This is a genomic window from Ciceribacter lividus, from assembly GCF_003337715.1.
Lineage (GTDB): Bacteria > Pseudomonadota > Alphaproteobacteria > Rhizobiales > Rhizobiaceae > Allorhizobium > Allorhizobium lividum.
In genome coordinates this window covers 415,006-438,837 of sequence record NZ_QPIX01000001.1, presented here as the reverse complement: position 1 = coordinate 438,837, position 23,832 = coordinate 415,006, and the positions used below count along the sequence as shown (strand labels likewise).

The window sequence follows — 23,832 nt, the reverse complement described above, 5'->3', positions numbered from 1 at the left end:
GCGCCTACTCGCCGGCCTCGACCTTGGCCGCGATCGCCATCTCCTGATGCAGGCGCTTTTCCTCGTCCGCATGCGGTTTCGAGAAGCGCGCCAGTGCCAGATAGGCGACGGGCGTCACATAGAGCGTTACCGCCGTGGCGAGCCCGAGCCCGCCGACCATGACCCAGCCGAGTGCGACGCGCGCCTCCGCCCCCGCCCCCGTCGCCAGCACCAGCGGCACACCACCGAGCACGGTGGAGATCATCGTCATCATCACCGGCCGCAGGCGAAGGTTGGCCGCATTCTCGATCGCCTCGCGCACCGACTGTCCGCGGTCACGAAGCTGGTTTGCAAACTCGACGATCAGGATGCCGTTCTTGGCCATCACGCCGACCAGCAGGACCAGGCCGATCTGGCTGTAGACATTGAGCGACGAACCCGTGAGGAGCAGCGCGAAGACGGCGCAGGCAAGGCCGAGCGGCACGGTCGCCATGATGATGAGCGACGAGATGACGCTCTCGAACTGTGCCGCCAGGACCAGGAAGATGATGACGATCGCAAAGCCGAAGGTCGCACCCATGCCCTTCGAGTTCTCGGTCAGCGTCTTCGCTTCGGCGAGCGGCATGACGCGCACGCCGGGCGGCAGCAGCGGAGCGGCGATCGTCTGCGTCTCGTTGAGCGCATCGCCGAGCGAAAGCCCCGCCGGCAACCCGGCCGTGATCGCGACCGACGCGAGCTGCTGCTCGCGGGTCAGCGACGGCGCCACCGCCTTTTCCCGAAGCGAGGCGATCACCGACATCGGCACGATCTTGCCGTCCGCGGTCCTCAGGAAGACATTCTCGAGATCGGTCGGATCGTCGATCGGCCGGGTGGTGGAGGCAAGCTTCACCGGATAGGCCTCGCCGTCGACGAAGACGTCGCCGATCGAACGACCGTCGAGGAGCGACTGCAGCGCCTGCGACAGCCCTGTGAAGTCGATGCCGAGTTCGGCTGCGCGTTCGCGGTCAACGGTAACGGAGAGCTGCGCCTGACTGATGTCGTTGGTGAGCCGCGGACCGTCGAAACGTCCGCTTTCCTCCATCGCCGCAACGAGCCGGGTCGCAGCACTCGTCAGGGTCTGGTGGTCCGCGCCGACGAGCGCGAACTGCAGGCCGCTGCCGCCGCCGCGGATCCTGAGGCTGTTCGGCTGCATGGCGAAGGCCCTGACCGCCGGCACCCGTGCTGCGGCGGCGTTGACGTCTGCGGCGATCTCGTCCTGGCTGCGGCTGCGCTCCTCCCACGGGGCGAGCGTCAGCACCATGAAGCCGCTGTTCTTGCTGCTGCCGAAACCCGAAATGGAAAAGAGGTTGGCAACTTCGCCGCTCTTGCGGAGCGGTTCGAGATTCTCCTCGATCCGCTGCATCTGGTCGCGCATGAAGTCGAGGCTGACCCCCTGCGGCGCCGTCACCCTCAGCATCAGCGCCGAGCGGTCTTCCCGCGGCGTGAGTTCGCTGGTGATCAGCGAGAAGGCGGCGAGCGCGGAGAGCGAAAACAGGGCCGCGACGACGAAGACGATCAGCGGCGCTGCAAGGCACGCATGAAGGGTCTTGCGGTAGAAGCGCGAAAAGGCGTCGCCGAAGCGGCCGAGTGGATCGCCGCCCTCCCGGTGCTCGTGCGGCTTCAAGACCCGCGAGGCGAGCATGGGGCAAAGCGTGAGCGCCACCAGCGAGGAAAGCGTGACGGAGAAGGCGAGCACGAAACCGAATTCGCGGAAAAGCCCACCGACTTGGCCCGGCAGGAAGGAGAGCGGCACGAAGACGGCAGCGAGCGTCGCCGTTGTCGCGATGACGGCGAAGAACACTTCCCGTGTGCCTAGGACGGCGGCAGCCCGCGGGCCGAGCCCCTGCCCGCGCCTTCGCACGATGTTTTCCAGCACCACGATCGCGTCATCGACCACCATGCCGGTCGCAAGCACGACGGCAAGCAGCGTCAGGATGTTGATCGAAAATCCGGCGAGATAGATGGCGGCCACCGTACCGATCAGCGCGACCGGCATGGTGACGGCGGGAATGATCGTCGCGCGCGCGTCGCGCAGGAAGAGATAGATGATCGCGACGACGATCACTGCGGCAAGCACCAGCGAGCGCACCACTTCCTCGATCGAGCCGCGGATGAAGACGGCGTCGTCGCTGGTGATGCGCAGCTCGGTGCCCTCCGGCAGCGTCTTCGAAAGCTCGGCGACCGCCGCCGCAACGCCTTTTGAGATGCTGAGCGTGTTCGACTGCGCCTGCCGGATGATCCCGAGACCGATGCCGGCGCGGCCGTTCGAGCGCAGGCTCGTCGTTCCGGTGTCAGCGCCAAAGGTTACCGTGGCCACGTCTCTCAGCCGGACCCGGTTCTGCACGATGAGACTGCCGAAATCCTCGGGTGTCCTGAGGTCGGCGGTCGCGCGCACGACGATGTCCTGCGTCGGGCTGGTGAGCGAGCCCGCCGGCACGTCGAAGGCGAGATTGGAGAGCGCGGATGTCAGCGATGCGATGGTGAGCCCGCGGCTTGCCAGCGCCGCCTGGTCGACGTCGATGCGGAAGATCTTCTCCTGATCGCCGTAGATTTCGATGTCGGCGACACCGTCCACCGTCGAGAGACGGTCGGAAATCTGATTGTCGACCAGCAGCGTGAGATCATCGAGGCTCATCCGGTCCGAGGTTACGGCGAGCCGCATGATCGGCTGCGAGTCGGAGTCCGCCTTGACGATGCGCGGCTCGTCGGCATCGTCCGGCAGGTCGTTAGAAACCCGAGAAATCGCGTCGCGCACATCCGTCGACGCGACGTTGAGATCGGTGCTGTCGGAAAATTCCAGCGTGACGCGGCTCTGCCCGAACTGCGAGGTCGAGGACATGCTCTTCAGCCCCGACACGCGCGCGACCGCCCCCTCGATGACCGTCGTCACCTCCTGGTCGATCGTCTCGGGCGAGGCGCCGGAGAAAGTCGTGCGCACGGTGATCACCGGCTGGTCGACGTCGGGGAGCTCGCGAACCTCGATGCCATAGAAGGCCGCAAGCCCCGCGACGACGATCAGCGCGTTGAAGACCAGCGCGAGGATCGGCCGCCTGACGAAGAGGGCAGTGAAGCCCGCGCTGCCGCCGCCGGGGAAATCGGAAAACGGCCCGTTCATTGACTTGCGACCGGAACGCCGGTCTCCTCTCCGGCCGGCCGGACCGTCCCGCCCTGGCGCACCCGCTGGATACCTTCCGTCACGACCCTGTCGCCGGGGCGCAGGTCGGCATCGACCAGCACGGCGTCGGGATTGCGCTGGACGATCCGGACGCGGACCTTCTCCGCCTTGCTCTCGCTTCCGATGCGCCAGACGAATGCGCCTTCGCCGTCCCATTGCACGGCGAGCGGATCGACGGAGGGATAGTTCTCCCCGGCAAACGCCATGGTGACGGTAAACGACATGCCGGCCCTCAGGTCGTCATTCGCGTTGGCGATGCGGGCGCGCACGTGCAGCGTGCGGCTCGCCTCGTCGATGCGGTTGTCGATCGCCTCGACCGTCCCGCGATAGAGCTGCCCGGGGCGTGCGACCGCGGTCGCCTCGACCGCCTGCCCGACCTTGAGGATGGGCGCGAAGCGCTCAGGCACCCAGAAGTCGACGAGGATTTCGGAACGGTCGTCGAGGGTGGCGATCACCGTTCCCGTGGTGACGTTGTCTCCCGGATTGATGGTGATGATGCCGGCAATGCCGTCGATCGGGGCGACGATGTCACGCCGCTTCAGGTTGAGTTCGGCGGTGTCGAGTGCAAGCTTCGCCGCCTCGACGGCGATCTGCGCATCGAAGGCGTCGATGCGCGACACCGTGGATTTCAGATTGGCGTAGAGGTTCGCCTTCTCGGTCGCGCTCTTCAGCGCCACCCGCGCCTGGTCACGCGCGATCGTCTGCTCGTCGTTGTCGAGCTGGGCGAGGAGATCACCCCTCGTAACCTTCTGCCCCGAAACGATCGCCACCTTGGCGAGCGTGCCGTCGACCTGCGGCGTGACCGCGACGGACTGCACGGCGTCGCCGGTGCCTATCGCCGAGAGCCGGTCGTTGACGGTGCCGAGGCTGACGGGTTGCACGACGACCACGGGCGCGCCGTTGCCGCCCCGACGGTTGCCTTCGCCACCCTTGGCATCCGGTCCCGCAGTCTCCCCGGCCGGCGCCAGGACCGCAACCAGCCCGGCGGGCGTCCCAATCCGCAGCAGCAGGTCTCCGGCTCCCGGCACGAACCTTGCCCAGCCGACGACGAAGGCGGCAACCACCGCGAAAATGACGATCACCTGTTTCCAGAGGGGCATTTAAAAGCTCCGGCAAGGACTGCCGGACCGCGGCGGATGTGCGGGCGGTCGAAGGCGTCCAAATTCGGTCGACATATGCGCCAATATTTCCGCGGGGTCGACTCTCGGCAAGGCCTGCCGGCCAACATTACCAAATTGTCATCGGCCACCCGAGACGGATGCGGACCGGCCGCGGTCACCCGATATTTCCTGTAGAAGAGCCGGGAACCGGCCCGAGCCGGAATGAAACCAGAACGTCTTGACTCGCCTTTCCGGTCCGAATCACTACATTGGGCGCCATGAGTAACGGTTACGACGACATTCCCTTCTTCGATGAAGAGCCGCCGCCGCGCAAGCCGGCAGGACCGGCGACAGGCGGAATTGCCGCCCGTGCCATGGCCGCCCGCGATCAGGCCCGCACCCCGGACTATCTGTCCGGCCTCAATCCCGAACAGCGCGAAGCCGTGGAAACGACGGAGGGTCCGGTGCTCGTCCTCGCCGGCGCCGGCACCGGCAAGACCCGTGTGCTGACCACGCGCATCGCCCACATTCTTGCGACAGGCCGGGCCTTTCCCTCGCAAATCCTCGCCGTGACCTTCACCAACAAGGCCGCCCGCGAGATGAAGGAACGCATCGGCATGCTGGTCGGCGGCGCCGTCGAGGGAATGCCCTGGCTCGGCACCTTCCACTCGATCGGCGTGAAGATCCTTCGCCGCCACGCCGAACTGGTCGGACTGAGGTCCGATTTCACCATTCTCGACACCGACGACGTCATCCGCCTGATCAAGCAGCTGATCCAGGCCGAAGGGCTCGACGACAAGCGGTGGCCGGCCCGCCAGTTTGCGGCGATGATCGACACCTGGAAGAACAAGGGTCTCGATCCGGCGCAGATCCCGGAGGGCGACGCCCGCGCCTTCGCAAACGGCAAGGGACGGGAGCTCTACGCGGCCTACCAGAACCGGCTCAAGACTCTGAACGCCTGCGATTTCGGCGATCTCCTGCTGCATCCGATCCGCATGTTCAGAGCCAATCCGGACGTTCTGCGCGACTACCATCAGCGCTTCAAGTACATCCTCGTCGACGAGTACCAGGACACCAACACCGCCCAGTACATGTGGCTGAGATTGCTGGCACAGAGGTCGGCGGCATCCAGGAACAGCCCCTCATCCGGCCTGTCGGCCACCTTCTCCCCGTCAAACGGGGAGAAGGACGGTGCGGCGGGCGCCAGCCCCCCCCTCGCCCCGCCTGCGGGGAGAGGGTCCCGCGGAGCGGGGGGCGAGGGGCCGGCCCCCACCGTCAATATTTGCTGCGTCGGTGACGACGATCAGTCGATCTACGGCTGGCGCGGCGCGGAGGTGGACAACATCCTGCGCTTCGAGAAGGATTTCCCCGGCGCCAAGGTCATCAAGCTCGAACGCAACTACCGTTCCACCGAGCACATTCTCGGTGCCGCCGGCCACCTGATCGCCCACAACGAGGGACGCCTCGGCAAGACGCTGTTCACCGACCGCACCGAGCCCGACGACGAGAAGGTGATCGTCCACGCCGCATGGGATTCCGAGGAGGAGGCCCGCGCCGTCGGCGAGGAAATCGAACGGCTGCAGCGCGGTGACGCCGACGGCAAGAAGCACGCCCTCAACGGAATGGCGATCCTCGTGCGCGCCTCCTTCCAGATGCGCGAGTTCGAAGACCGTTTCGTGACCCTCGGCCTCAACTACCGCGTCGTCGGCGGTCCGCGCTTCTACGAGCGCCTCGAAATCCGCGACGCCATGGCCTATTTCCGCCTCGTCTGCCAGCCGGCCGACGATCTCGCCTTCGAGCGCATCGTCAACACCCCGAAGCGGGGCCTGGGCGACACCACGGTCCGGGCGCTGCACGACTATGCCCGCGCGCGCGACATTCCGATGCTCGCAGCCGCCGCCGAGATGGTCGAGACCGACGAGTTGAAACCGAAGGCGCGCAAGGCGCTCTTCGACGTGATTCAATACTTCCGCCGCTGGTCGGAACGCCTTGAAACGACTCCGCATACCGAGCTGGCCGAGCAGATTCTCGACGAGTCCGGCTATACCGACATGTGGAAGAACGACAAGTCGGCGGAAGCGCCGGGCCGGCTCGAAAACCTCAAGGAACTCGTCCGCTCGATGGAAGCCTTCGAATCGATGCGCGGCTTCCTCGAACACGTCTCGCTGGTCATGGATACCGAGCAGAACGAGGACATGGACGCCGTTTCGATCATGACGCTCCATTCCGCCAAGGGGCTCGAATTCGACACCGTCTTCCTGCCCGGCTGGGAGGAAGGCCTCTTCCCCCACCAGCGCGCCCTCGATGAAGGCGGACGCTCAGGCCTCGAGGAAGAACGCCGCCTCGCCTATGTCGGCATCACCCGCGCCAAGCGCCGTTGCCACATCTGGTTCGTCTCCAACCGCCGCATTCACGGCCTCTGGCAGTCAACCATGCCCTCGCGCTTCCTCGATGAACTGCCGCAGAGCCATGTCGAGGTCGCCGAAGCCGAAACGTCCTACGGCGGCTACGGACGCGGCGGCTACGGCCAGTCCCGCTTCGATCGCGCAGATCCCTTCGCCAACTCCTATTCGACGCCCGGATGGAAACGCGCCCAGCAGAACAAGTCGGACGCCACCCGCGACAACTGGGGTACCCGCTCCGGCCATGCGGTGGAACGCATCGGCTACGGCGAGAGCGGCCCGCGCGGCAGGACGATCGAGGGCGAACTGGTGGCGAAATCCACCAGTTCGGAGCCATCGAAGTTCAAGCTCGGCGACCGCGTCTTCCACGTCAAGTTCGGCAACGGCAACGTCTCTGCGATCGAGGGCAACAAGCTTACGATCGATTTCGACCGCGCCGGCCAGAAGCGCGTGCTGGACGGCTTCGTCGAGCGGGTGTAAGTCCCCTCGCGACCTGCCGCCGGATACAATCCCGTGACCGTCCGGCCGCTTGCCACTATTCCTTCGCATTCCCGTTGTCTGAAAAAGACCTGAACCAAGCGCGTCCCCGCCCCCGGGGCTGCGTCAGCCTGGACAAGGATCGACGAGAGATGATGCCGGCCGACCTCCGCCAACCCGGCTGCACGCAAAAGTCCCCTGCCCGGTCCGCGTCCGATCATTGGCACGGGCCTGTCATCGAATCATGCGAAACCCGCCAGACCTTCCGCAATGGATAAAGGCATGCTGCCCGACAGTGAAACGCAATCCGGTGCTAGCCGGCTCCTTTCCCGCTATCGCGGCTATCTGACGGCCGTCGCCGTCGTCGCCGTGTTCACGATGATGATCTTCGCGATCCACCGCCTGACCGCGGAGGTGCGCTATGACGACGTCCTCGCCGCCCTCGGGGATACCTCCTGGTGGTCGCTTCTCTGGGCAGCGTTCTTCACCGCGCTCAGCTACGGCGCGCTCGCCTTGTACGACGCCAACGCCATCGACTACATCGGACGCAAACTGCCGCTGCCGTCGGTCGTGACAACTGCCTTTATCGCCTACGCCGTCGGCAATACCGCAGGCTTCGGCCCCTTGAGCGGCGGCGCGATCCGCTATCGCGCCTATTCGCGGATGGGGCTCCAGCCAGGCGAAATCGCCCGCGTCATCGCGTTTGTAACGCTCTCCTTCGGCTTCGGGCTCGCCGCTGTGAGCGCGCTCGCGCTGCTGGTCGTCGCGCCGCGGGTCGCCGATATCGTCGGCCTGAACGGTCCGGCGCTTCGCTTCGCTGCCGTGGCCGTCGTCGTGGTGCTGGCCGTTCTCGTCTTCCTCAGCAGAAACGGACGCGAGATCACTATCGCCGGCGTGACGCTCCGCCTGCCTGACACGCGCACGTCGTCCCGGCAATTTCTCGTCACCGCCTTCGATCTCGCAGGCTCGGCATCGGCCCTTTACGTCCTGCTGCCGGAAACACATATCGGCTGGCCGGCCTTCTTCGCGATCTACGCGACAGCCGTCGCGCTCGGGGTTCTGAGCCACGTTCCCGCCGGCCTCGGCGTCTTCGAGACGGTGATGATCGCCGGCCTCGGCAACGCGATCAGCGCCGACCAGCTCCTCGGCAGCCTCGTCCTCTACCGTCTGGTCTACTACTTCCTGCCGTTGCTGTTTGCGCTCGCGCTTGCCGTCGTCGGCGAACTGCGGAGCTTCGCGAAACAGCCGCTCGCCGCCGAGATCGCCCAGATCGCCGCGCGGCTCGTGCCCGCGCTCCTCTCCACCTATGCGCTGATGCTCGGCGCCATGCTGATCTTCTCGAGCGTCACGCCGACGCCCGACGGCGACCTGGACCTTCTGGCCGGGCTCCTGCCCCTGCCGATCGTCGAGGCGGCACACTTCCTGTCGAGCATCCTCGGCCTCGTCCTCGTCATCGCCTCCCGCGGCATCGCCCAGCGCCTCGACGGCGCCTGGTGGGTCGGGCTCGCAGCAGCGGCGATCGCCTTCCTCTTCTCGCTGATGAAGGCGCTCGCCGTCTTCGAAGCCATCGCGCTCGGCCTCTTCATCGCCGCGATGCTCGTCAGTGCCGGCAGCTTCACCCGCCACGCCTCGCTCTTCGGACAGGCGCTGGGTCCCGCCTGGCTGACGGCGATGGCCGTCACGGTTGTCGGCGCCGCCGGCATCCTGCTCTTCGTCTACCGCGACACGCAGTACAGCCACGAACTCTGGTGGCAGTTCGAGTTCTCCGAGGAAGCCCCGCGCGGCCTGCGGGCGCTGCTTGGCCTTGCGATCAGCTCGGCGGCGGTGGCGATGTTCAGCCTGCTGCGCCCGCTTGCCCACCGACCTGACGAGGCGATTGAAGACGATCTCGCGCGTGCGGTGGCGATCGTCGAAGACCAGGATGTCGCCGACGCCAACCTCGTGCGCATGGGCGACAAGAGGCTCCTCTTCTCCGGGAGCGGCAAGGCATTCATAATGTACGGCATCCAGGGACGGTCCTGGATCGCGCTCGCCGACCCCGTGGGGGCGGAAGAGGATTTCGCCGATCTCGTCTGGCAGTTCGTCGACTTGGCCCGCGCCTCGGGCGGCCGCGCCGTCTTCTACCAGATCACGCCGGCGCTCTTGCCGTCCTGCATCGACGCGGGCCTGCGCGCCTTCAAACTCGGCGAACTCGCGACCGTCGATCTCGGACAATTCGACCTCGCCGGCAGCCGCCTTGCGGGCCTGCGCCAGTCCTATAACCGCGGCCAGCGCGACGGCCTCGTCTTCTCGATCGTCGAGCCGCCGGACGTACCGCCGATCCTCGACGAACTGAAGGCGATCTCGGATGCGTGGCTCGCTCATCACAACACGCGCGAGAAATCGTTCTCGCTCGGCGCCTTCGATCCTGAATACGTGCTTTCGCAGCCGGTGGCGATCCTCACCAAGGACGACCGGATCGTCGCCTTCGCCACCGTGATGACGACGGATACGAAGGCGGAAGCGACGGTCGACCTGATGCGGTTTGCGCCCGACGCGCCGCGTGGCGCCATGGATTTCCTCTTCATCAGCCTGATGAAACATGTGCGCGAGGCGGGCTTTTCCCGCTTCAATCTCGGCATGGCGCCGCTCTCCGGCATGTCGCGCCGCGAGACCGCGCCGGTCTGGGACCGCATCGGCGGCCTGGTCTTCGAGCACGGCGAGCGCTTCTACAACTTCAAGGGGCTCAGGGCCTTCAAGTCCAAGTTCCACCCGCAATGGGAGCCGCGCTACCTCGCCGTCACCAACGGCACCGGCGCGGCGCTGGCGCTCATGGACATCACCTTCCTGATCAGCGGCGGCATGAAAGGCGTGGTAGCGAAATGAAATCTATCGGACTCTCCGGCTTTAGCCTGGCTGCAAGCCTTCTCGTCTCCTCCGGCATCGCCGCTGCCCAGTCGCCGACCTATCAGCCCGGCATGATCCCGGCCGACCATATCCTGCTGCCGAAGGGCGAAGTGCGCGCCGACATCTTCCTGATCTCGGACACCGGCGGCTGGGGCGACAACGAGGAGCAGCAGGCGCAGGCGCTCGTCGACAAGGGCGCGATCGTCGTCGGCATCGACTTGCCCACCTACCTCAAGGCACTGCGCGCCGACGACGGCGACTGCGTCTACATGATTTCGGATGTGGAATCCCTCGCCCACCAGGTCCAGCGGGCGGCGGAAACGAGCGTCTTCAATCCGCCGATCGTCGCCGGCATCGGCGAAGGTGCCGCACTGGCGCTCGCGATGATCGCCCAGAGCCCGGCAGCCACCATCGGCGAGGCGATCGCCGTCGATCCGGTGGCCGGCATTCCGCTGGACAAGGAGCTTTGCACGCCCGCCACCAAAGAGCGGGTCGGCGACCGCATGGTCTACGGTCTGACCGACGGCCCGCTGCCGGCTCCGGTGACGGTTCTCTTCTCGCCCGCAGCCGACAAGGCCGGTCGCGACCACGTCGCCTCGCTGGTGAAGGATCATGGTGACATCGAGGTTCGCGATGTCGAGGATACCGCTGGCGACGCCCTTGCCCAGGCGCTCGGCGACCGGGTCGATGCCGGCGGCAATGCCGACGACCCGCTCGGGCTTCCGCTCACGCTCCTCGATACGACGCCCGCCATGGACACGATGGCGATCATCTACTCGGGCGACGGCGGCTGGCGGGACCTCGACAGGCAGGTCGGTGCAGTATTGCAGGAAAAGGGTATCCCTGTCGTCGGCGTAGACTCGCTGCACTATTTCTGGTCGCAGCGCACTCCCAAGGAGACCGCCGAGGATCTCGCGCGGATCATCGACACCTATCGCCGCAAATGGAAGGTCCGCCATGTGCTGCTGGCCGGCTATTCCTTCGGGGCCGACGTCCTGCCGGCGACCTACAACCTGCTGCCGCCGGACGACAAGGCACGGATCGCCCAGGTAACCCTGATGGCGCTGTCGCATCAGGTCGACTATGAAATCTCGGTCGAGGGCTGGCTTGGCGTTTCAGGGCAAGGTGCCGGAGATCCCGTCGACGACATCGCGAAGATCGATCCGAAGCGCGTCCAGTGCATCTACGGCACGGAGGAAGAGGACGACCCCTGCCCGACGCTCAAGGACCGCGGCGTCGAGAGCATCGGCATTACCGGCGGACACCACTTCGACGAGGACTACGAAGCCCTCGCCGGACGTATCCTCGCATCGCTCAAGACACGGCTCGGCGAGTAGAACGGCACGACCGGCGTTTCGAAATAGCGCTTTCGCTCAGCTGTCGGCGCGGCCCTGGCGGCGGTCGCCGCAATGCAGCCACTGGAGTTCCTGCTGGACCATGTCCTGGAAGTCGAGGATCTGCCGGCGCATCTCCGGCTCCGGGCAACCACGCTCCAGAAGCTCGGCCCCGAGCCCGCGGCAGGTCGTGCGCCAATAGGTGAGCGCAGCCTCACCGTTCCTCTCGTCGAGTTCGCGGGCGCACCGACGAATGAGGGCACGACGCCCCTTGAGGGGGAAAAATGCGACCTTCGGCGTTGCGGCCGGATACTCGGTCTTGATTACGGTCATCCATACCATCCTGACGTGATGCTTCCGGTCTAGGACGGTCATGGTTAACGTTCGGTTTCCTCACCTTGAAAATGGATCGTTTTCGGTCATTTCACGCCCCGAGCTCGTCGAGATAGGCGTCACTGTCGTCCACCTGGAACTCGACCCACATCGGCAGGTGGTCGCTCATCTGGTAAGTGCGCCAGTCGCGAAAACTGCGGCCGGGCTTCTCCTGCCGCTCGGCGGCATAGTCGGCCTCCTGGTCCTCGCAATAGACGCAGTCGTAGAAATCGAAGACGCCCGCCCTGCCGGTCGGCTTCATGCTGCGGAGCTCCCTGTAATAGGCGATCTGGTCGTAATGCTTGTCCTTGGTGACGTTCGAGCCGGGAATGGTCTGCAATGCCTCGGGAACGCGGAAGCCGGCCGTAGTCAGGGCTTCCATCGTCACGTCCTTGCGGTTGAAGATGTTGAAATCGCCGAGCAGCAGCAGGTTGTCGCGCTTCGGCTTGTCCTCCGGACCGTAGACGTTGGCGCCGGAAAAATCGCCGGCATAGCTCGCGATCGTCTTGCCGAGTGCGGTGATTTCGGCAAGTCGCCGGGCATCGACCGGCGTACCTTCGCCGTAGTAGATATGGACCGTGACGAGCGTGAAATAGGCCCAGCCCGCCCGGAAGCCGGCGACGTAGGGCGAGCGGGCGAACTGCACCTGCCGGTCCGCGGCGGGGATCGCCTCCTCCAGCACGAGTTCGGCGGCAAGCCCGGTGAAATCGACCTTGCGGCGATCGTAGAAGAAGGCCATGCGCTCGGAATTACCGGACCGGCCGAGCGTCACGTCGGTGACGAGAAAATCCCACCAACTCCCCAGCATGCGCTTCAGCTGCTGCAGCGGGAACAGGCTTTTCCGAACCTCCTGGATCGCGACGATGTCGAAGCGGTTTATGATCTCGGCGATGTAGTGATAGGGCTCGACATCGCGGTAGCGGTACTTGCCGGAGTCGAATTCGCGGAGGTTCCAGGAGGCGAGCAGCAGCGTGTCGGACGCCGTTTTCGGCGGGATCGCGCCGCCTTCCGCATTGATCCCCGCCCTGAGCGCCTTGAGGCCGCGGACGATCCGCTTGCGCTTGTCGATATCCGGTATCCGCTTGAGGTCGGCATAGTTCGGCATCACACCCCCTCCGGCACAGCCGCCACCTGTCGGCGCGGCTCGGCAGGCATCATACACGTATGGCGCGAATTTTCCAGCCGGAACCAGGGACGTCCGTCTGCGAAGAAGACCCAGGTCCATCGTCATTGCTTCGGCAGGGCGGCGGCGATCCGGGATGTTTTCCACCGTCGGCCTGTGGACGCGAACACCTCTTGCGGCTTATCAGGGATTGATGCCTGTCAAATGACCGGTAGCCGATCCCGGCTATCCTGGTGCCGTTGAACCGCAATTTGGAGGAGCCGCCCATGAACGACCATCCCGTCCTGCGTTTTCATGGCGCTGCCGGAACCGTCACCGGATCGTGCTTCCGGCTCGACATCGGCAAGCGACAGATCCTCGTCGACTGCGGCCTCTTCCAGGGTTCTAAGACCGAGAAGGAACTCAACTACCGCGATTTCCCGTTCGACCATTCGGCGATCGACGCGGTGATTCTCACGCACGCCCATATCGACCATTCCGGCCTGCTGCCGAAGCTCGCCAAGGCGGGGTATCAGGGGCCGATCTACGCGACGAGAGGAACAATCGACCTCTGCTCGGTCATGTTGCCGGATTCCGCCCACATCCAGGAAAGCGAAGTCGAATTCCTCAACCGGCGCAACCTCCGCCGCGGCCGTGATCCGGTGACGCCGATCTACGAGGCCCGCGATGCGGCGATCGCCGTCACGCTGCTGCGCCCGGTGGAACTCGAAACCTGGCAGCGCGCGACGGATGGCGTTCGCTTCCGCTTCTGGAACGCCGGCCACCTCCTCGGTTCGGCCTCGGTCGAGATGGAGGTCGAGACGCCGGAGAAGACGCTCCGCATCCTCTTTTCCGGTGACATCGGCCCCAGCCACAAGCTGCTGCAATACGCTCCCGAAGCACCGTCCGGCTGGGACTACGTGATCTGCGAAAGCACCTATGGCGATACCGACCGCGAGGAGGCGAACGACGCCACGCGCCGGGAGGCCCTGCGCGCCGAGGTCGCCGACGCCTATAACCTGGACGGGGCGCTCCTCATCCCCTCCTTCGCGGTCGAACGCACGCAGGAACTGCTCGCAGACCTCATCTTCCTGATGCGGTCGGAGAAGATCCCGACCTGCCCCGTCATCATCGATTCACCGCTCGCCACACGCGCGAGCGAGATATTTCTTCGCCACGCCCGCGAGCTGGAGGACGGTCATCTCCTCGCCGACGCGCTGCATGCCCGCAACGTGCGGTTCACGGAATCGGTCGAACAGTCGAAAGCGCTCGACCACATGCGCGGCTTCCACATCGTCATCGCTGCAAGCGGCATGTGCGAGGCGGGCCGCATTCGTCACCGGCTGAAGAACTGGCTCTGGCGCGACGAGGCAACGGTTCTGCTCGTCGGGTTCCAGGCGACCGGCACACTCGGCAGGATTCTCGAGGAAGGCGCCTCCGTCGTGCGCATCCAGGGCGACGAGATCAATGTGCGGGCCCGTATTCGCCGCCTCGACATCTACAGCGGCCACGCCGACGGGCCGGAACTCGCCGCATGGCTGCGGACGCGCCAGCCGATCCGTGCCGGCCTCTTCCTCGTCCATGGAGAAGAGGACGGCATCGCCGGCCTGCGCAAGCGCGCTTCCGCCTTCCTTGCCGAGGAGATGATCAACGTGCCGCACCTCGACAGCGCCTTCGAACTCAGGCCGGAGCGTGCCGTCGATATCTCGGAGAAGCTGCCAGAACCACGCATCGACCCCGCGCGGGTCGGTCACCGCGACTGGCACAACGACTTCCAGTCCCTCGTCCTCGACCTGCAGCAGGAACTGGCGAAGGCTGCCGACGACAAGGCCCGCGGCGTCATCCTGCGCAAGCTGCGTCGCGCGCTGACCGAGTAACGGATAGCGGATGGTGGTTTCGGTGGAGCAGACAGATGTCGCGATCGTCGGCGGCGGGCCGGCCGGCCTCGCCGCCGCGGAGCTTCTGTCGCGCGACGGCTACGCGGTCACCGTCTACGACGCCATGCCGACCGTCGCGCGCAAGTTCCTGCTCGCCGGCAAGTCGGGCCTCAACATCACCCATTCCGAGCTGTTCGAGCGCTTTGCCGAACGCTTCGGCAGCGCTTCACCAAGGCTTCGTGCCGCCCTCGATGCCTTCACCCCGCAAGAAGTCCGCGACTGGGCCGCAGGGCTCGGGACGGAAACCTTCGTCGGTTCGTCGGGCCGCGTCTTCCCCAAGGTGATGAAGGCCTCGCCGCTGCTGCGCGCCTGGCTGCGGCGGCTCGACACCCAGGGCGTGACGATCCGCACCCGCCACCGCTGGACAGGCTTTGCGAGCAGCGATCTCCTCTTTGAAACGCCGGACGGGGAGAAGCGCGTCGCGAGCAAGGTCACACTCCTCGCTCTCGGCGGCGCGAGCTGGCCGAAACTGGGGTCGGACGCAGCCTGGATCGGGGCGCTTCGCGAAAAGGGCGTCGACATCGCCCCCTTCCGGCCGGCCAATTGCGGCTTCGATGTCGCTTGGAGCGAGAGCTTCCGGGAACGCTTCGCCGGCGAACCGGTCAAGGCGGTCACCGCCTCCTCGGCCGCCGGCACGCTGCCGGGCGAATTCGTGATTAGCCGCCACGGCATCGAGGGCAGCCTCGTCTACGCCCATGCCGCAAGCCTCCGCGACACGCTGGAGCGGGAGGGCCAGGCCTCCCTCCTTCTCGACCTCGCACCGGGGCGCCCCCTCGAACGGCTCGCCCGCGACCTTGCGAAACAGGACCCGAAGGCAAGTCTCTCGACGCGGCTGCGCAAGGGCGCCGGGCTCGCGGGCGTCAAGGCCGCGCTCGTCCGGGAATGTGTCCCGGAGGCCGGCAGGGCGACGGCGGAAACGCTCGCCACGGTGATCAAGCGGCTGCCGATCCCGCTGCTTCGCCCGCGCCCGATCGCCGAAGCCATATCCTCCGCCGGCGGCGTCCGCTGGGACGCCATCGACGAGCATTACATGCTGAAGGCGCTGCCGGGCATCTTCGTCGCCGGCGAGATGATCGACTGGGAGGCCCCGACCGGGGGCTATCTCCTGACCGCCTGCCTTGCCACGGGAAAGGCCGCCGCCGAAGGCATGAAATCCTGGTTGCACGACCAGGCAAGTCACGGTTGAGCGTCAGACACGCCTTCCACGTCAACGTTCACCCAGTTTTCGACGAAGGCTGACGCATGACTTGCGCATGCGCGCGATTGACAACCGACCGCTTTAGTCAGAACACTTTAGCCGTCTGGACAGACAGCATGGAGGAGGCATGTCGATGCGCAGGTCTATCGGTTTCTTCGTTTTTGCCTTCAGCCTCTTGAGTTCGGCGCTCGCCGCCGGCGCCGCCGAGCCGACGCGCTCGGTCGTCATCACCAGGGACGGCGACTATTTCGGGTTCGATCTCAGGACCGAACAGAACGTCTCCCTCGACCAGTGTCGCGAGAGCTGCATCGCCGACCAGTCCTGCCGCGCCTTCACCTACAACCCGAAGGTGAAGTGGTGCTTCCTGAAATCCGACTTCAGCCGCCTCGACACTTTCCCCGGCGCCATCGCCGGCAAGATCGTCGTCACTGCCGCCGAACCGGACATCGGCGCACCGTCCCGTCTGCCCTTCGTCTCCGACCAGCTGCGCCAGGATGCGCAGGCGATGCGCGACAACCTCTCGATCACCGAGGAGCAGGAGCAGCTCGGGCAGGCCGGCCTCCTGATGCTCGCCAACAACGAACTCTCCGCCGGCAACTACGATTCGGCGCTCGCCGTCTTCAAGGCCGCACTGTCCGTCACACCGGACGACGCCGCACTGTGGACGGAAACTGCCCGCTCACTCAATACCGTCACTGGCCGGACCGACATCGCCGCCGAAGCCGCAGCAATGGCGCTGAATGGCTATCAGCTCACCCGCACCGCGCAGGCGCGCGCCGACGTGCTCGCCGTGCTCGCCAAGGCCTTCGAAAACAGCGAGAACTACCGCGCCGCGCTCAGCTCCTACAAGGCGAGCCTTGCACTGGTGACGGCGAAGACCGTCCAGACCGCCTACAACGAACTGCGCGAGACCAAGGGCTTCCGCGTCGTCGAGCATACGATCGACACCGACAGCGCGACCCCGCGGGCCTGCGTCCAGTTTTCCGATCCGCTCGTCAAGCGCGGCGTCGACTATGCACCCTTCGTCCTCCTCGACGGCGCTCCGGCCAAGGCGGTGGAGGCCAAGGACAACCAGATCTGTGTCGAGGGCCTGCAGCACGGCGCGCGTTATACGCTTGCGCTGCGTGCCGGCCTGCCCTCTTCCGTCGACGAGCCGCTGCTCTCCCAGGTCGACCTCTCGATCTACGTCCGCGACCGTTCGCCGACCGTCCGCTTCACCGGCGACAGCTTCGTCCTGCCGTCCACCGCCCGGCGCGGCATCCCGATCATCTCGGTCAACACCGACGGCGCCGACCTGAAACTCTACCGCATCGGCGAGCGCAACATCGCGCCGCTGCTTGCACAGTCGAAATTCCTGACCCAGCTCGACGGCTATGATGCGAGCCGCATCGAGGACGAATCCGGCGAACTCGTCTGGCAGGGCAAGATCGAGATCGGGAGCGAGCTCAACAAGGACGTCGTGACGAGCTTCCCCGTCGACGAGGCCCTGCCGAAGCGCCAGCCGGGCATCTACGTCCTGACGGCGGCCGCCGCCGGCAGCCGCGTCGAGGACTGGAACCAGCGCGCCACGCAGTGGTTCCTCGTCTCCGACATCGGGCTGCAGACCTTCGCCGGCACGGACGGGCTGAACGTCTTCGCCCGCTCGCTCGCAAGTGCCAAGCCGCTTTCCGGGGTCGAACTGCAACTGCTAGCGACCAACAACGAGGTCCTCGGCACGGCGGTGACCGATGCCGACGGCCACGCGCGCTTCGATGCCGGACTGATCCGCGGTGGAGCAGCACTCGCGCCCGCTGCAATCACCGCGAAGAAGGGCGAGGACGACTACGTCTTCCTCGACATGAAACGCGCAGGCTTCGACCTCTCCGACCGCGGCGTGACGGGCCGTCCGGCGCCGGGCGCGATCGACATCCTGCCCTGGACCGAGCGCGGCATCTACCGCCCCGGCGAGACGGTCCATGCCGCTGCACTTGCCCGCGACACCGGTGCAAGCGCCATCACCGACCTGCCGCTCACCTTCGTCTTCACGCGGCCCGACGGCGTCGAATACCGCCGCATGGTCGAGACGGACTCGAAGCTCGGCGGCTACGCCGTCGACCTGCCGCTGCTCGCAAGCGCCATGCGCGGCACCTGGACCATGCAGATCTACACCGACCCCAAGAAGGCGGCGATCGGCCAGAAGCAGTTCCTCGTCGACGATTTCGTGCCCGACCGCACCGAGTTCGACCTGACGAGCGAGGCGAAGGACATCGCGATCGGCACACCGGTGACCGTCGACGTCGACGGCCGCTATCTCTACGGCGCGCCGGCGGCGGGCCTTATGCTCGAAGGCGAGGTCAACCTGAAGCGCAGCCGCACCAGCGCAGCGTTCGAGAACTACCAGTTCGGCCTCGTAGACGAGGAAACGGATGAAGAGACCCGCCTGACGCTCGAAGACCTGCCGGTCCTCGACGAGGAAGGCAAGGCGAGCTTCGAAGTGTCGCTGGACGAGGTGCCCTCGACGACGCAGATGCTGAACGCCGACATCGTCGTGCGGATGCAGGAAGGCGGCGGCCGCGCCGTCGAGCGGACGCTGACCCTGCCCGTCCGCCCCGAAGGGCCGATGATCGGCATCAAGCCGGAATTCTCCGGCGATCTCGCCGAAAACACGCAGGCCCGCTTCCACGTGATCGCGATCGACGCGGAGGGCAAGAAGCAGCCGCTGCAGGGTGCCAGGTGGCGCCTCGTCAATCTCGAGCGTAATTACCAATGGTATCGCGACGGCAGTTCCTGGACCTATGAGCCGATCATCACCACCAAGCAGATCGCCGACGGCACCGTCGACGTCACCGCCGACGGCGCTGCGATCTCGGTGCCCGTCGCCTGGGGGCGTTATCGCCTCGAAGTCGAGTCCGCCGTTGCCGACGGACCCGCGAGCAGTGTCGAGTTCGAGGCGGGCTGGTACGTCGAGGCAAGCTCGACCGAAACCCCGGACGCGCTGGAAATCGGGCTCGACAAGGAAAACTACGCGATCGGCGAGACGGCCAAGCTCAAGGTGTCGCCGCGCTTCGCCGGCGAACTGCTGGTGACCGTCGGCACCGACAACCTGATCACCACGCAGACGGCGACGATCCCCGCCGAAGGCGGCGAGGTCGACCTGCCAGTCACCGACAAGTGGGGTGCCGGCGCCTATGTGACGGCGACCCTCTTCCGCCCCGGCGAGGCCCAGGAAAGCCGCATGCCGATGCGGGCAATCGGCGTCACCTGGCTCGCCGTCGATCCGGGTGCCAACAAGCTCGAGGTCAGCCTCGCGCCACCGGAAAAGACCCTGCCGCGCCAGCCGCTCACCATTCCCGTTCAGGTGAAGGGCGCCGGCATCGGCGAGGAGGCCTATGTCACGATCGCCGCCGTCGACGTCGGCATCCTGAACCTGACACGCTACGAAGCGCCCGATCCGGAGGGCTGGTATTTTGGCCAGCGCCGCCTCGGCCTCGAGATCCGCGACCTCTACGGGCGGCTGATCGACGGCTCGCTCGGCGCCATGGGCCGGCTTCGCACCGGCGGCGACGGCGCGCAGATGCCGCTGCAGGGCAAGCCCCCGACCGAAAAACTGGTCGCCTTCTTCTCCGGACCGCTGAAGCTCGACAGCGAAGGCAAGGCGGAAGTGAGCTTCGATATTCCGCAGTTCAACGGCACGGCCCGCGTCATGGCGGTCGCCTGGAGCAAGACCGGCGTCGGGCATGCCAGCACCGATGTCGTCATCCGCGATCCGGTCGTCGTCACCGCCAGCATGCCGCGGTTCCTGAGCCCCGGCGACGAGAGCCGCCTGAGGCTTGAGATCGCCGCGACCGACGCGCCGTCCGGCGACTACCAGCTTGAGGTCACGACGAACACCGCGCTTGCGGTCGACACCACGGCCGCCAGCCAGACGGTGAACCTGACCCAGGGCGGAAAGACCGCGATCAACCTGCCCCTCACCGGTACCGAAGCAGGGACCGGACGCATCGACATCGCGCTCACCGGCGCCGGGCTTTCCATCGACCAGTCGCTGGAAATTCCCGTCCGTCCGGCCGCGCTCCCCGTCACCGAGCGCCGCTCGCTGACGATTGCCGCGGGCAAGAGCCTGATCGTCGACGGCGAACTGCTTGCCGACAGCATCCTGCAGGATGCCTCGGTCAGCCTGAACGTCATGCGCGCCGAAGGCTTCGACATCCCTGCCCTGCTGATGAGCCTCGACCGCTACCCCTACGGTTGCGCCGAGCAGACCACCAGCCGCGCCCTGCCGCTCCTCTATTTCAACGAGCTGTCGGCCGTCTCCGGCCTGCCGCAGCAGGAGGAGATCACCAAGCGCGTGCAGGATGCGATCTACCGCGTCCTTTCCTACCAGTCGTCGAGCGGCAGTTTCGGCCTGTGGTCGCCGGGCTACGGCGACCTCTGGCTCGACTCCTACGTCACCGAGTTCCTGACCCGTGCCCGCGAGCAGAATTTCGAGGTGCCGGACCAGGCGATGATCCAGGCGCTCGACAACCTGCAGAACCAGACCGGCTACGACATCGACATCAAGGACCGCGGCGACGAGCTGGCCTATGCGCTCTACGTGCTCGCGCGCAACAAGCGGGCGGCCATCAGCGACCTGCGCTACTATGCCGACACCCGCCTCGGCGAGTTCCCGACGCCGCTCTCCAAGGCCCATCTCGCCGCGGCGCTTGCGCTTTACGGCGACGGCCAGCGCTCCAAGGCGATCTTCACCGAGGCCGCCGGCATGACGGAAAAGGCCGTTCTGACCAAGGTCAGCTTCAACTATGCCGACTATTACGGCAGCACGCTGCGCGACGGCGCGGCGATCCTCGCGCTCGCCGCCGAGAGCCGGCCGGTGCCGCCGATCCTGTCGGGGCTCACCAAGACCGTCTCCCGCGAGCTTTCGACGAAGCGCTACACCAGCACCCAGGAGCAGACTTGGACGCTGCTCGCCGCCCGCGCCCTGCAGAAGGGTGACGATGCGCTCAAGGTCGACGTCAACGGCGCGAGCCATACCGGCGGCTACATGGCGACCATTCCCGGCGACCAGCTGCTCGCCCAACCGGTCGTGCTCACCAACCGCAGCAGCGCGCCGATCACCGCGGCAGTGACGACGGTCGCCGCACCGAAGGAAGCGCCCCCGGCCGGCGGCGAGGGCTTCACCATCGAGCGTACCTACTACACGCTCGACGGCGAGGAGGCGAACGTCACCGAAGCGCAGCAGAACGAGCGCTACGTCGTCGTGCTGTCGGTCACCGAAGCCGACAGCTGGCCCTCGCAGATCCTTATTAGCGACCTGCTGCCGGCAGGCTTTGAGATCGACAATCCGAGCCTCGTCGACAGCGCACAGCTCGAAAACTTCGACTGGATCGGCGAGACCGAGCCGGCGCATCTCGAATTCCGCAACGACCGTTTCGTGGCGGCGATCGACCGCCCTGCCGACAACGACGAGGAAATCACCCTCGCCTATGTCGTGCGCGCCGTGACGCCGGGCAGCTACGCCCATCCAGCGGCGCAGGTCGAGGACATGTACCGGCCGGAATACTCCGCGCGGACCGCAACCGGCCGCATGGAGGTCAAGGCGGCCCCCTGATGCCCGGCTGGAAGAAAATCGCCGCTGCCGCCGGCCTCGCCGTTCTCATGGCGGCGGGTGCCCTTTGGGGGCTCGACGCCCTCGACGCGGCATATCCGCCGCCGATTGCGGCGGACGACGCCGTATCGGCGGAACTTCTGGATGCAGACGGGCAACTGCTCCGGGCCTTCGCCACCCGCGAGGGACGCTGGCGGCTGAAGACGACGAGCGCCGACGTCGATCCGCGCTTCGTCGAGATGCTGATCGCCTACGAGGATCGCCGGTACTACGACCATCCGGGCGTCGACGTCGTCGCTCTCGCGCGCGCCGCGCTGCAGTTTGTCTCGAACGGTCGCATCGTGTCCGGCGGTTCGACGCTGTCGATGCAGGTCGCCCGCCTCATGGAGCCGCGCCGGGAGCGCTCCTTTTCGGCAAAGTTCCTGCAGATCCTGCGGGCGCTGCAGATCGAGCGCCGGCTGTCGAAACAGCAGATCCTCGATCTCTACCTCACCCATGCCCCCTACGGCGGAAACCTGGAGGGCGTGCGCGCCGCAAGCCTCGCTTATTTCGGCAAGGAGCCGAAGCGGCTGACGGTCGCCGAGGCGGCCCTGCTGGTGGCGCTGCCGCAGCTTCCCGAACTGCGCCGGCCGGACCGCAACCCGGAAGCCGCACACACCGCCCGGCAGCGCGTCCTCGAACGCATGCAGGCCTACGGCATGATGGAGGCGCGCGAGGTCGCCCGCGCGGGCATAGCACCCGTGCCGAAGGAACGGCTGGCGCTGCCCGCCCTTGCCGCCCATCTCGCCGAGGCGGCGCGGCGCAGCGACCCGCAGGCCCGCATCCATCACTCGACACTCCGGAAATCCGTGCAGGCGGAGCTGGAAGCCGTCGCCGGTCAAGCGGCCGTCGACCTGCCGGCACGGACCTCGCTCGCCATGCTGATGGCCGATGCCACGACCGGCGAAATCGTCGCGGAGGTAGGCTCCGCCGACTATTTCGATGCCGCCCGTTCCGGCTGGATCGACATGACGCGCGCGGAGCGTTCGCCTGGCTCGACCCTCAAGCCCTTCATCTACGGTCTCGCCTTCGAGCAGGGCCTGATCGCGCAGGAGACGATCATCGAGGACCGGCCCGCCGACTTCTTCGGCTACCGGCCGCGCAACTTCGACATGACCTACCAGGGCGACGTCAGCATCCGCCAGGCGCTGCAACTCTCGCTCAATGTGCCGGCTGTCCGCCTGCTCGACGCCGTCGGCGCGGCGGAACTGCTGTCCCGGCTGCGCCGGACCGCTGTTCGTCTGGCACTGCCGACCGGCGAGGCGCCGGGATTGGCGATCGCGCTCGGCGGTGCCGGCGTGACGCTCAAGGGCCTCGTCCAGGCCTATGCGGCTCTGGCCAATCGCGGCTCGCCGATCCACCTCGGTGACGGGGTGCGCGACACTGCCGAAACGATCATCGACGGCGCGCCGCTGATGGAGCCGGTCGCCGCCTGGAACGTCACGGATATCCTGCGCGGCGTCCTGCCGCCGCTCGGCAGCCGTCCGCTCGGCATCGCCTACAAGACCGGCACCAGCTACGGCTACCGCGACGCCTGGTCTGTCGGCTATGACGGGCGCTACGTGCTCGGTGTCTGGGTGGGACGGCCGGACAATGCCGCCGTTCCCGGCATCACCGGCTATGGTTCGGCCGCACCGATACTCTTCCAGGCTTTCGCCAAATCCGGTGTCGGCGGCACGCCGCTGCCCTCCCCGCCGCCCGGCGCTGAACGGATCGCGCAGGCCGATCTGCCGCCCGCCCTCCGACGCTATTCGATGGGCGCCAACGGCCTGCTCGCGACATCCTCGCGGGAGAAGGCGCCACGCATCGTCTACCCGCCGGAAGGCGCCCATGTCGAACTCGGAGCCGGCCCCGACGGCAAGCCGCTTCCCCTCGTCGTCAAGCTGCAGGCCGGCCGCGCGCCGTTCCGCTGGCTTGCGAACGGCGTCCCGCTGGGCGACCGCTCGCGCAGGCGCACGACGGAATGGACGCCCGAGGGTATCGGCTTCTCGACGCTGACGGTCATCGACGCCGCCGGGCGGGCAGCGAGCGTCGGCGTCTTTCTCCACTGAAGACGGCCGTTCGCCGCGGTTGTAACGGAATGGCACGCGATCTCCTCATCGAGGCCACCTCAAGCTCCTGTTCATTGGAAAGAGATGGCGCCATCCCGTTAACCTGATTCAACTTTTGCGGTTAACAACCGCTCTTTCCAGCTGCAGCGCTCCCCGT

The 23,832-nt window shown here is 66.5% G+C and carries 11 protein-coding genes; 7 read left to right on the top strand and 4 right to left on the bottom strand.

Translation table 11 applies throughout. The features are described 5' to 3' along the window. Window positions 1–4: 4 nt before the first annotated feature. Entirely contained in the window at window positions 5–3,133 is a 3,129-nt protein-coding gene (locus tag DFR48_RS02095; RefSeq protein ID WP_114361480.1) for an efflux RND transporter permease subunit, read from the bottom strand. Beyond that, window positions 3,130–4,293, bottom strand: coding sequence for an efflux RND transporter periplasmic adaptor subunit (locus DFR48_RS02090; RefSeq protein WP_114361479.1), 1,164 nt, complete (start codon window positions 4,291–4,293; stop codon window positions 3,130–3,132). Before DFR48_RS02090 ends, DFR48_RS02095 begins: the two co-directional genes overlap by 4 nt. A 278-nt stretch (window positions 4,294–4,571) precedes the next feature. On the opposite strand from DFR48_RS02090, the gene DFR48_RS02085 reads away from it, so the two are divergent. The 3 genes from DFR48_RS02085 (at window position 4,572) to DFR48_RS02075 (ending at window position 11,395) form a co-directional block, all read left to right on the top strand. Further along, window positions 4,572–7,175, top strand: coding sequence for an ATP-dependent helicase (locus DFR48_RS02085; protein WP_114361820.1), 2,604 nt, complete (start codon window positions 4,572–4,574; stop codon window positions 7,173–7,175). Between the two features lie 279 nt (window positions 7,176–7,454). Continuing rightward, on the top strand, window positions 7,455–10,037 hold the full coding sequence (mprF, locus tag DFR48_RS02080; protein WP_245415487.1) for a bifunctional lysylphosphatidylglycerol flippase/synthetase MprF: 2,583 nt from the start codon (window positions 7,455–7,457) through the stop codon (window positions 10,035–10,037). Beyond that, complete coding sequence (locus tag DFR48_RS02075) at window positions 10,034–11,395, top strand: virulence factor family protein (RefSeq protein ID WP_114361477.1); 1,362 nt, start codon at window positions 10,034–10,036, stop codon at window positions 11,393–11,395. Before mprF ends, DFR48_RS02075 begins: the two co-directional genes overlap by 4 nt. A gap of 36 nt (window positions 11,396–11,431) precedes the next feature. Here the strand turns inward: DFR48_RS02075 and DFR48_RS02070 are convergent, their stop codons facing one another. Together DFR48_RS02070 and DFR48_RS02065 are read right to left on the bottom strand one after the other, a co-directional pair. Continuing rightward, window positions 11,432–11,725 (bottom strand): DUF6074 family protein, encoded by a 294-nt coding sequence (locus DFR48_RS02070; protein WP_114361819.1) that lies wholly within the window; start codon window positions 11,723–11,725, stop codon window positions 11,432–11,434. A gap of 91 nt (window positions 11,726–11,816) precedes the next feature. Beyond that, complete coding sequence (locus tag DFR48_RS02065) at window positions 11,817–12,869, bottom strand: endonuclease/exonuclease/phosphatase family protein (RefSeq protein ID WP_114361476.1); 1,053 nt, start codon at window positions 12,867–12,869, stop codon at window positions 11,817–11,819. A 284-nt stretch (window positions 12,870–13,153) separates the two neighbouring features. Between DFR48_RS02065 and DFR48_RS02060 the strand changes: the two genes are divergently transcribed. From DFR48_RS02060 to pbpC, 4 genes are all read left to right on the top strand, one after another. Further along, complete coding sequence (locus tag DFR48_RS02060) at window positions 13,154–14,743, top strand: MBL fold metallo-hydrolase (RefSeq protein WP_114361475.1); 1,590 nt, start codon at window positions 13,154–13,156, stop codon at window positions 14,741–14,743. 10 nt (window positions 14,744–14,753) lie between these two features. Beyond that, window positions 14,754–15,989 (top strand): TIGR03862 family flavoprotein, encoded by a 1,236-nt coding sequence (locus DFR48_RS02055; protein WP_425359226.1) that lies wholly within the window; start codon window positions 14,754–14,756, stop codon window positions 15,987–15,989. Window positions 15,990–16,134: 145 nt separating this feature from the next. Beyond that, window positions 16,135–21,588, top strand: a complete 5,454-nt coding sequence (locus tag DFR48_RS02050) for an alpha-2-macroglobulin family protein (protein ID WP_425359225.1) — start codon at window positions 16,135–16,137, stop codon at window positions 21,586–21,588. Further along, window positions 21,588–23,675, top strand: coding sequence for a penicillin-binding protein 1C (pbpC, locus tag DFR48_RS02045; RefSeq protein WP_114361473.1), 2,088 nt, complete (start codon window positions 21,588–21,590; stop codon window positions 23,673–23,675). Before DFR48_RS02050 ends, pbpC begins: the two co-directional genes overlap by 1 nt. Window positions 23,676–23,832: the final 157 nt, after the last annotated feature.

Excerpts from the sequence above, each read along its gene's own strand:
- DFR48_RS02095 (WP_114361480.1), bottom strand. The coding sequence starts at position 3,133 with ATGAACGGGCCGTTTTCCGATTTCCCCGGCGGCGGCAGCGCGGGCTTC.
- DFR48_RS02055 (WP_425359226.1), top strand. The coding sequence starts at position 14,754 with ATGGTGGTTTCGGTGGAGCAGACAGATGTCGCGATCGTCGGCGGCGGG.
- DFR48_RS02065 (WP_114361476.1), bottom strand. The coding sequence starts at position 12,869 with ATGCCGAACTATGCCGACCTCAAGCGGATACCGGATATCGACAAGCGC.
- mprF (WP_245415487.1), top strand. The coding sequence starts at position 7,455 with ATGCTGCCCGACAGTGAAACGCAATCCGGTGCTAGCCGGCTCCTTTCC.
- DFR48_RS02060 (WP_114361475.1), top strand. The coding sequence starts at position 13,154 with ATGAACGACCATCCCGTCCTGCGTTTTCATGGCGCTGCCGGAACCGTC.
- DFR48_RS02050 (WP_425359225.1), top strand. The coding sequence starts at position 16,135 with ATGCGCAGGTCTATCGGTTTCTTCGTTTTTGCCTTCAGCCTCTTGAGT.
- DFR48_RS02070 (WP_114361819.1), bottom strand. The coding sequence starts at position 11,725 with ATGACCGTAATCAAGACCGAGTATCCGGCCGCAACGCCGAAGGTCGCA.
- pbpC (WP_114361473.1), top strand. The coding sequence starts at position 21,588 with ATGCCCGGCTGGAAGAAAATCGCCGCTGCCGCCGGCCTCGCCGTTCTC.
- DFR48_RS02075 (WP_114361477.1), top strand. The coding sequence starts at position 10,034 with ATGAAATCTATCGGACTCTCCGGCTTTAGCCTGGCTGCAAGCCTTCTC.
- DFR48_RS02085 (WP_114361820.1), top strand. The coding sequence starts at position 4,572 with ATGAGTAACGGTTACGACGACATTCCCTTCTTCGATGAAGAGCCGCCG.
- DFR48_RS02090 (WP_114361479.1), bottom strand. The coding sequence starts at position 4,293 with ATGCCCCTCTGGAAACAGGTGATCGTCATTTTCGCGGTGGTTGCCGCC.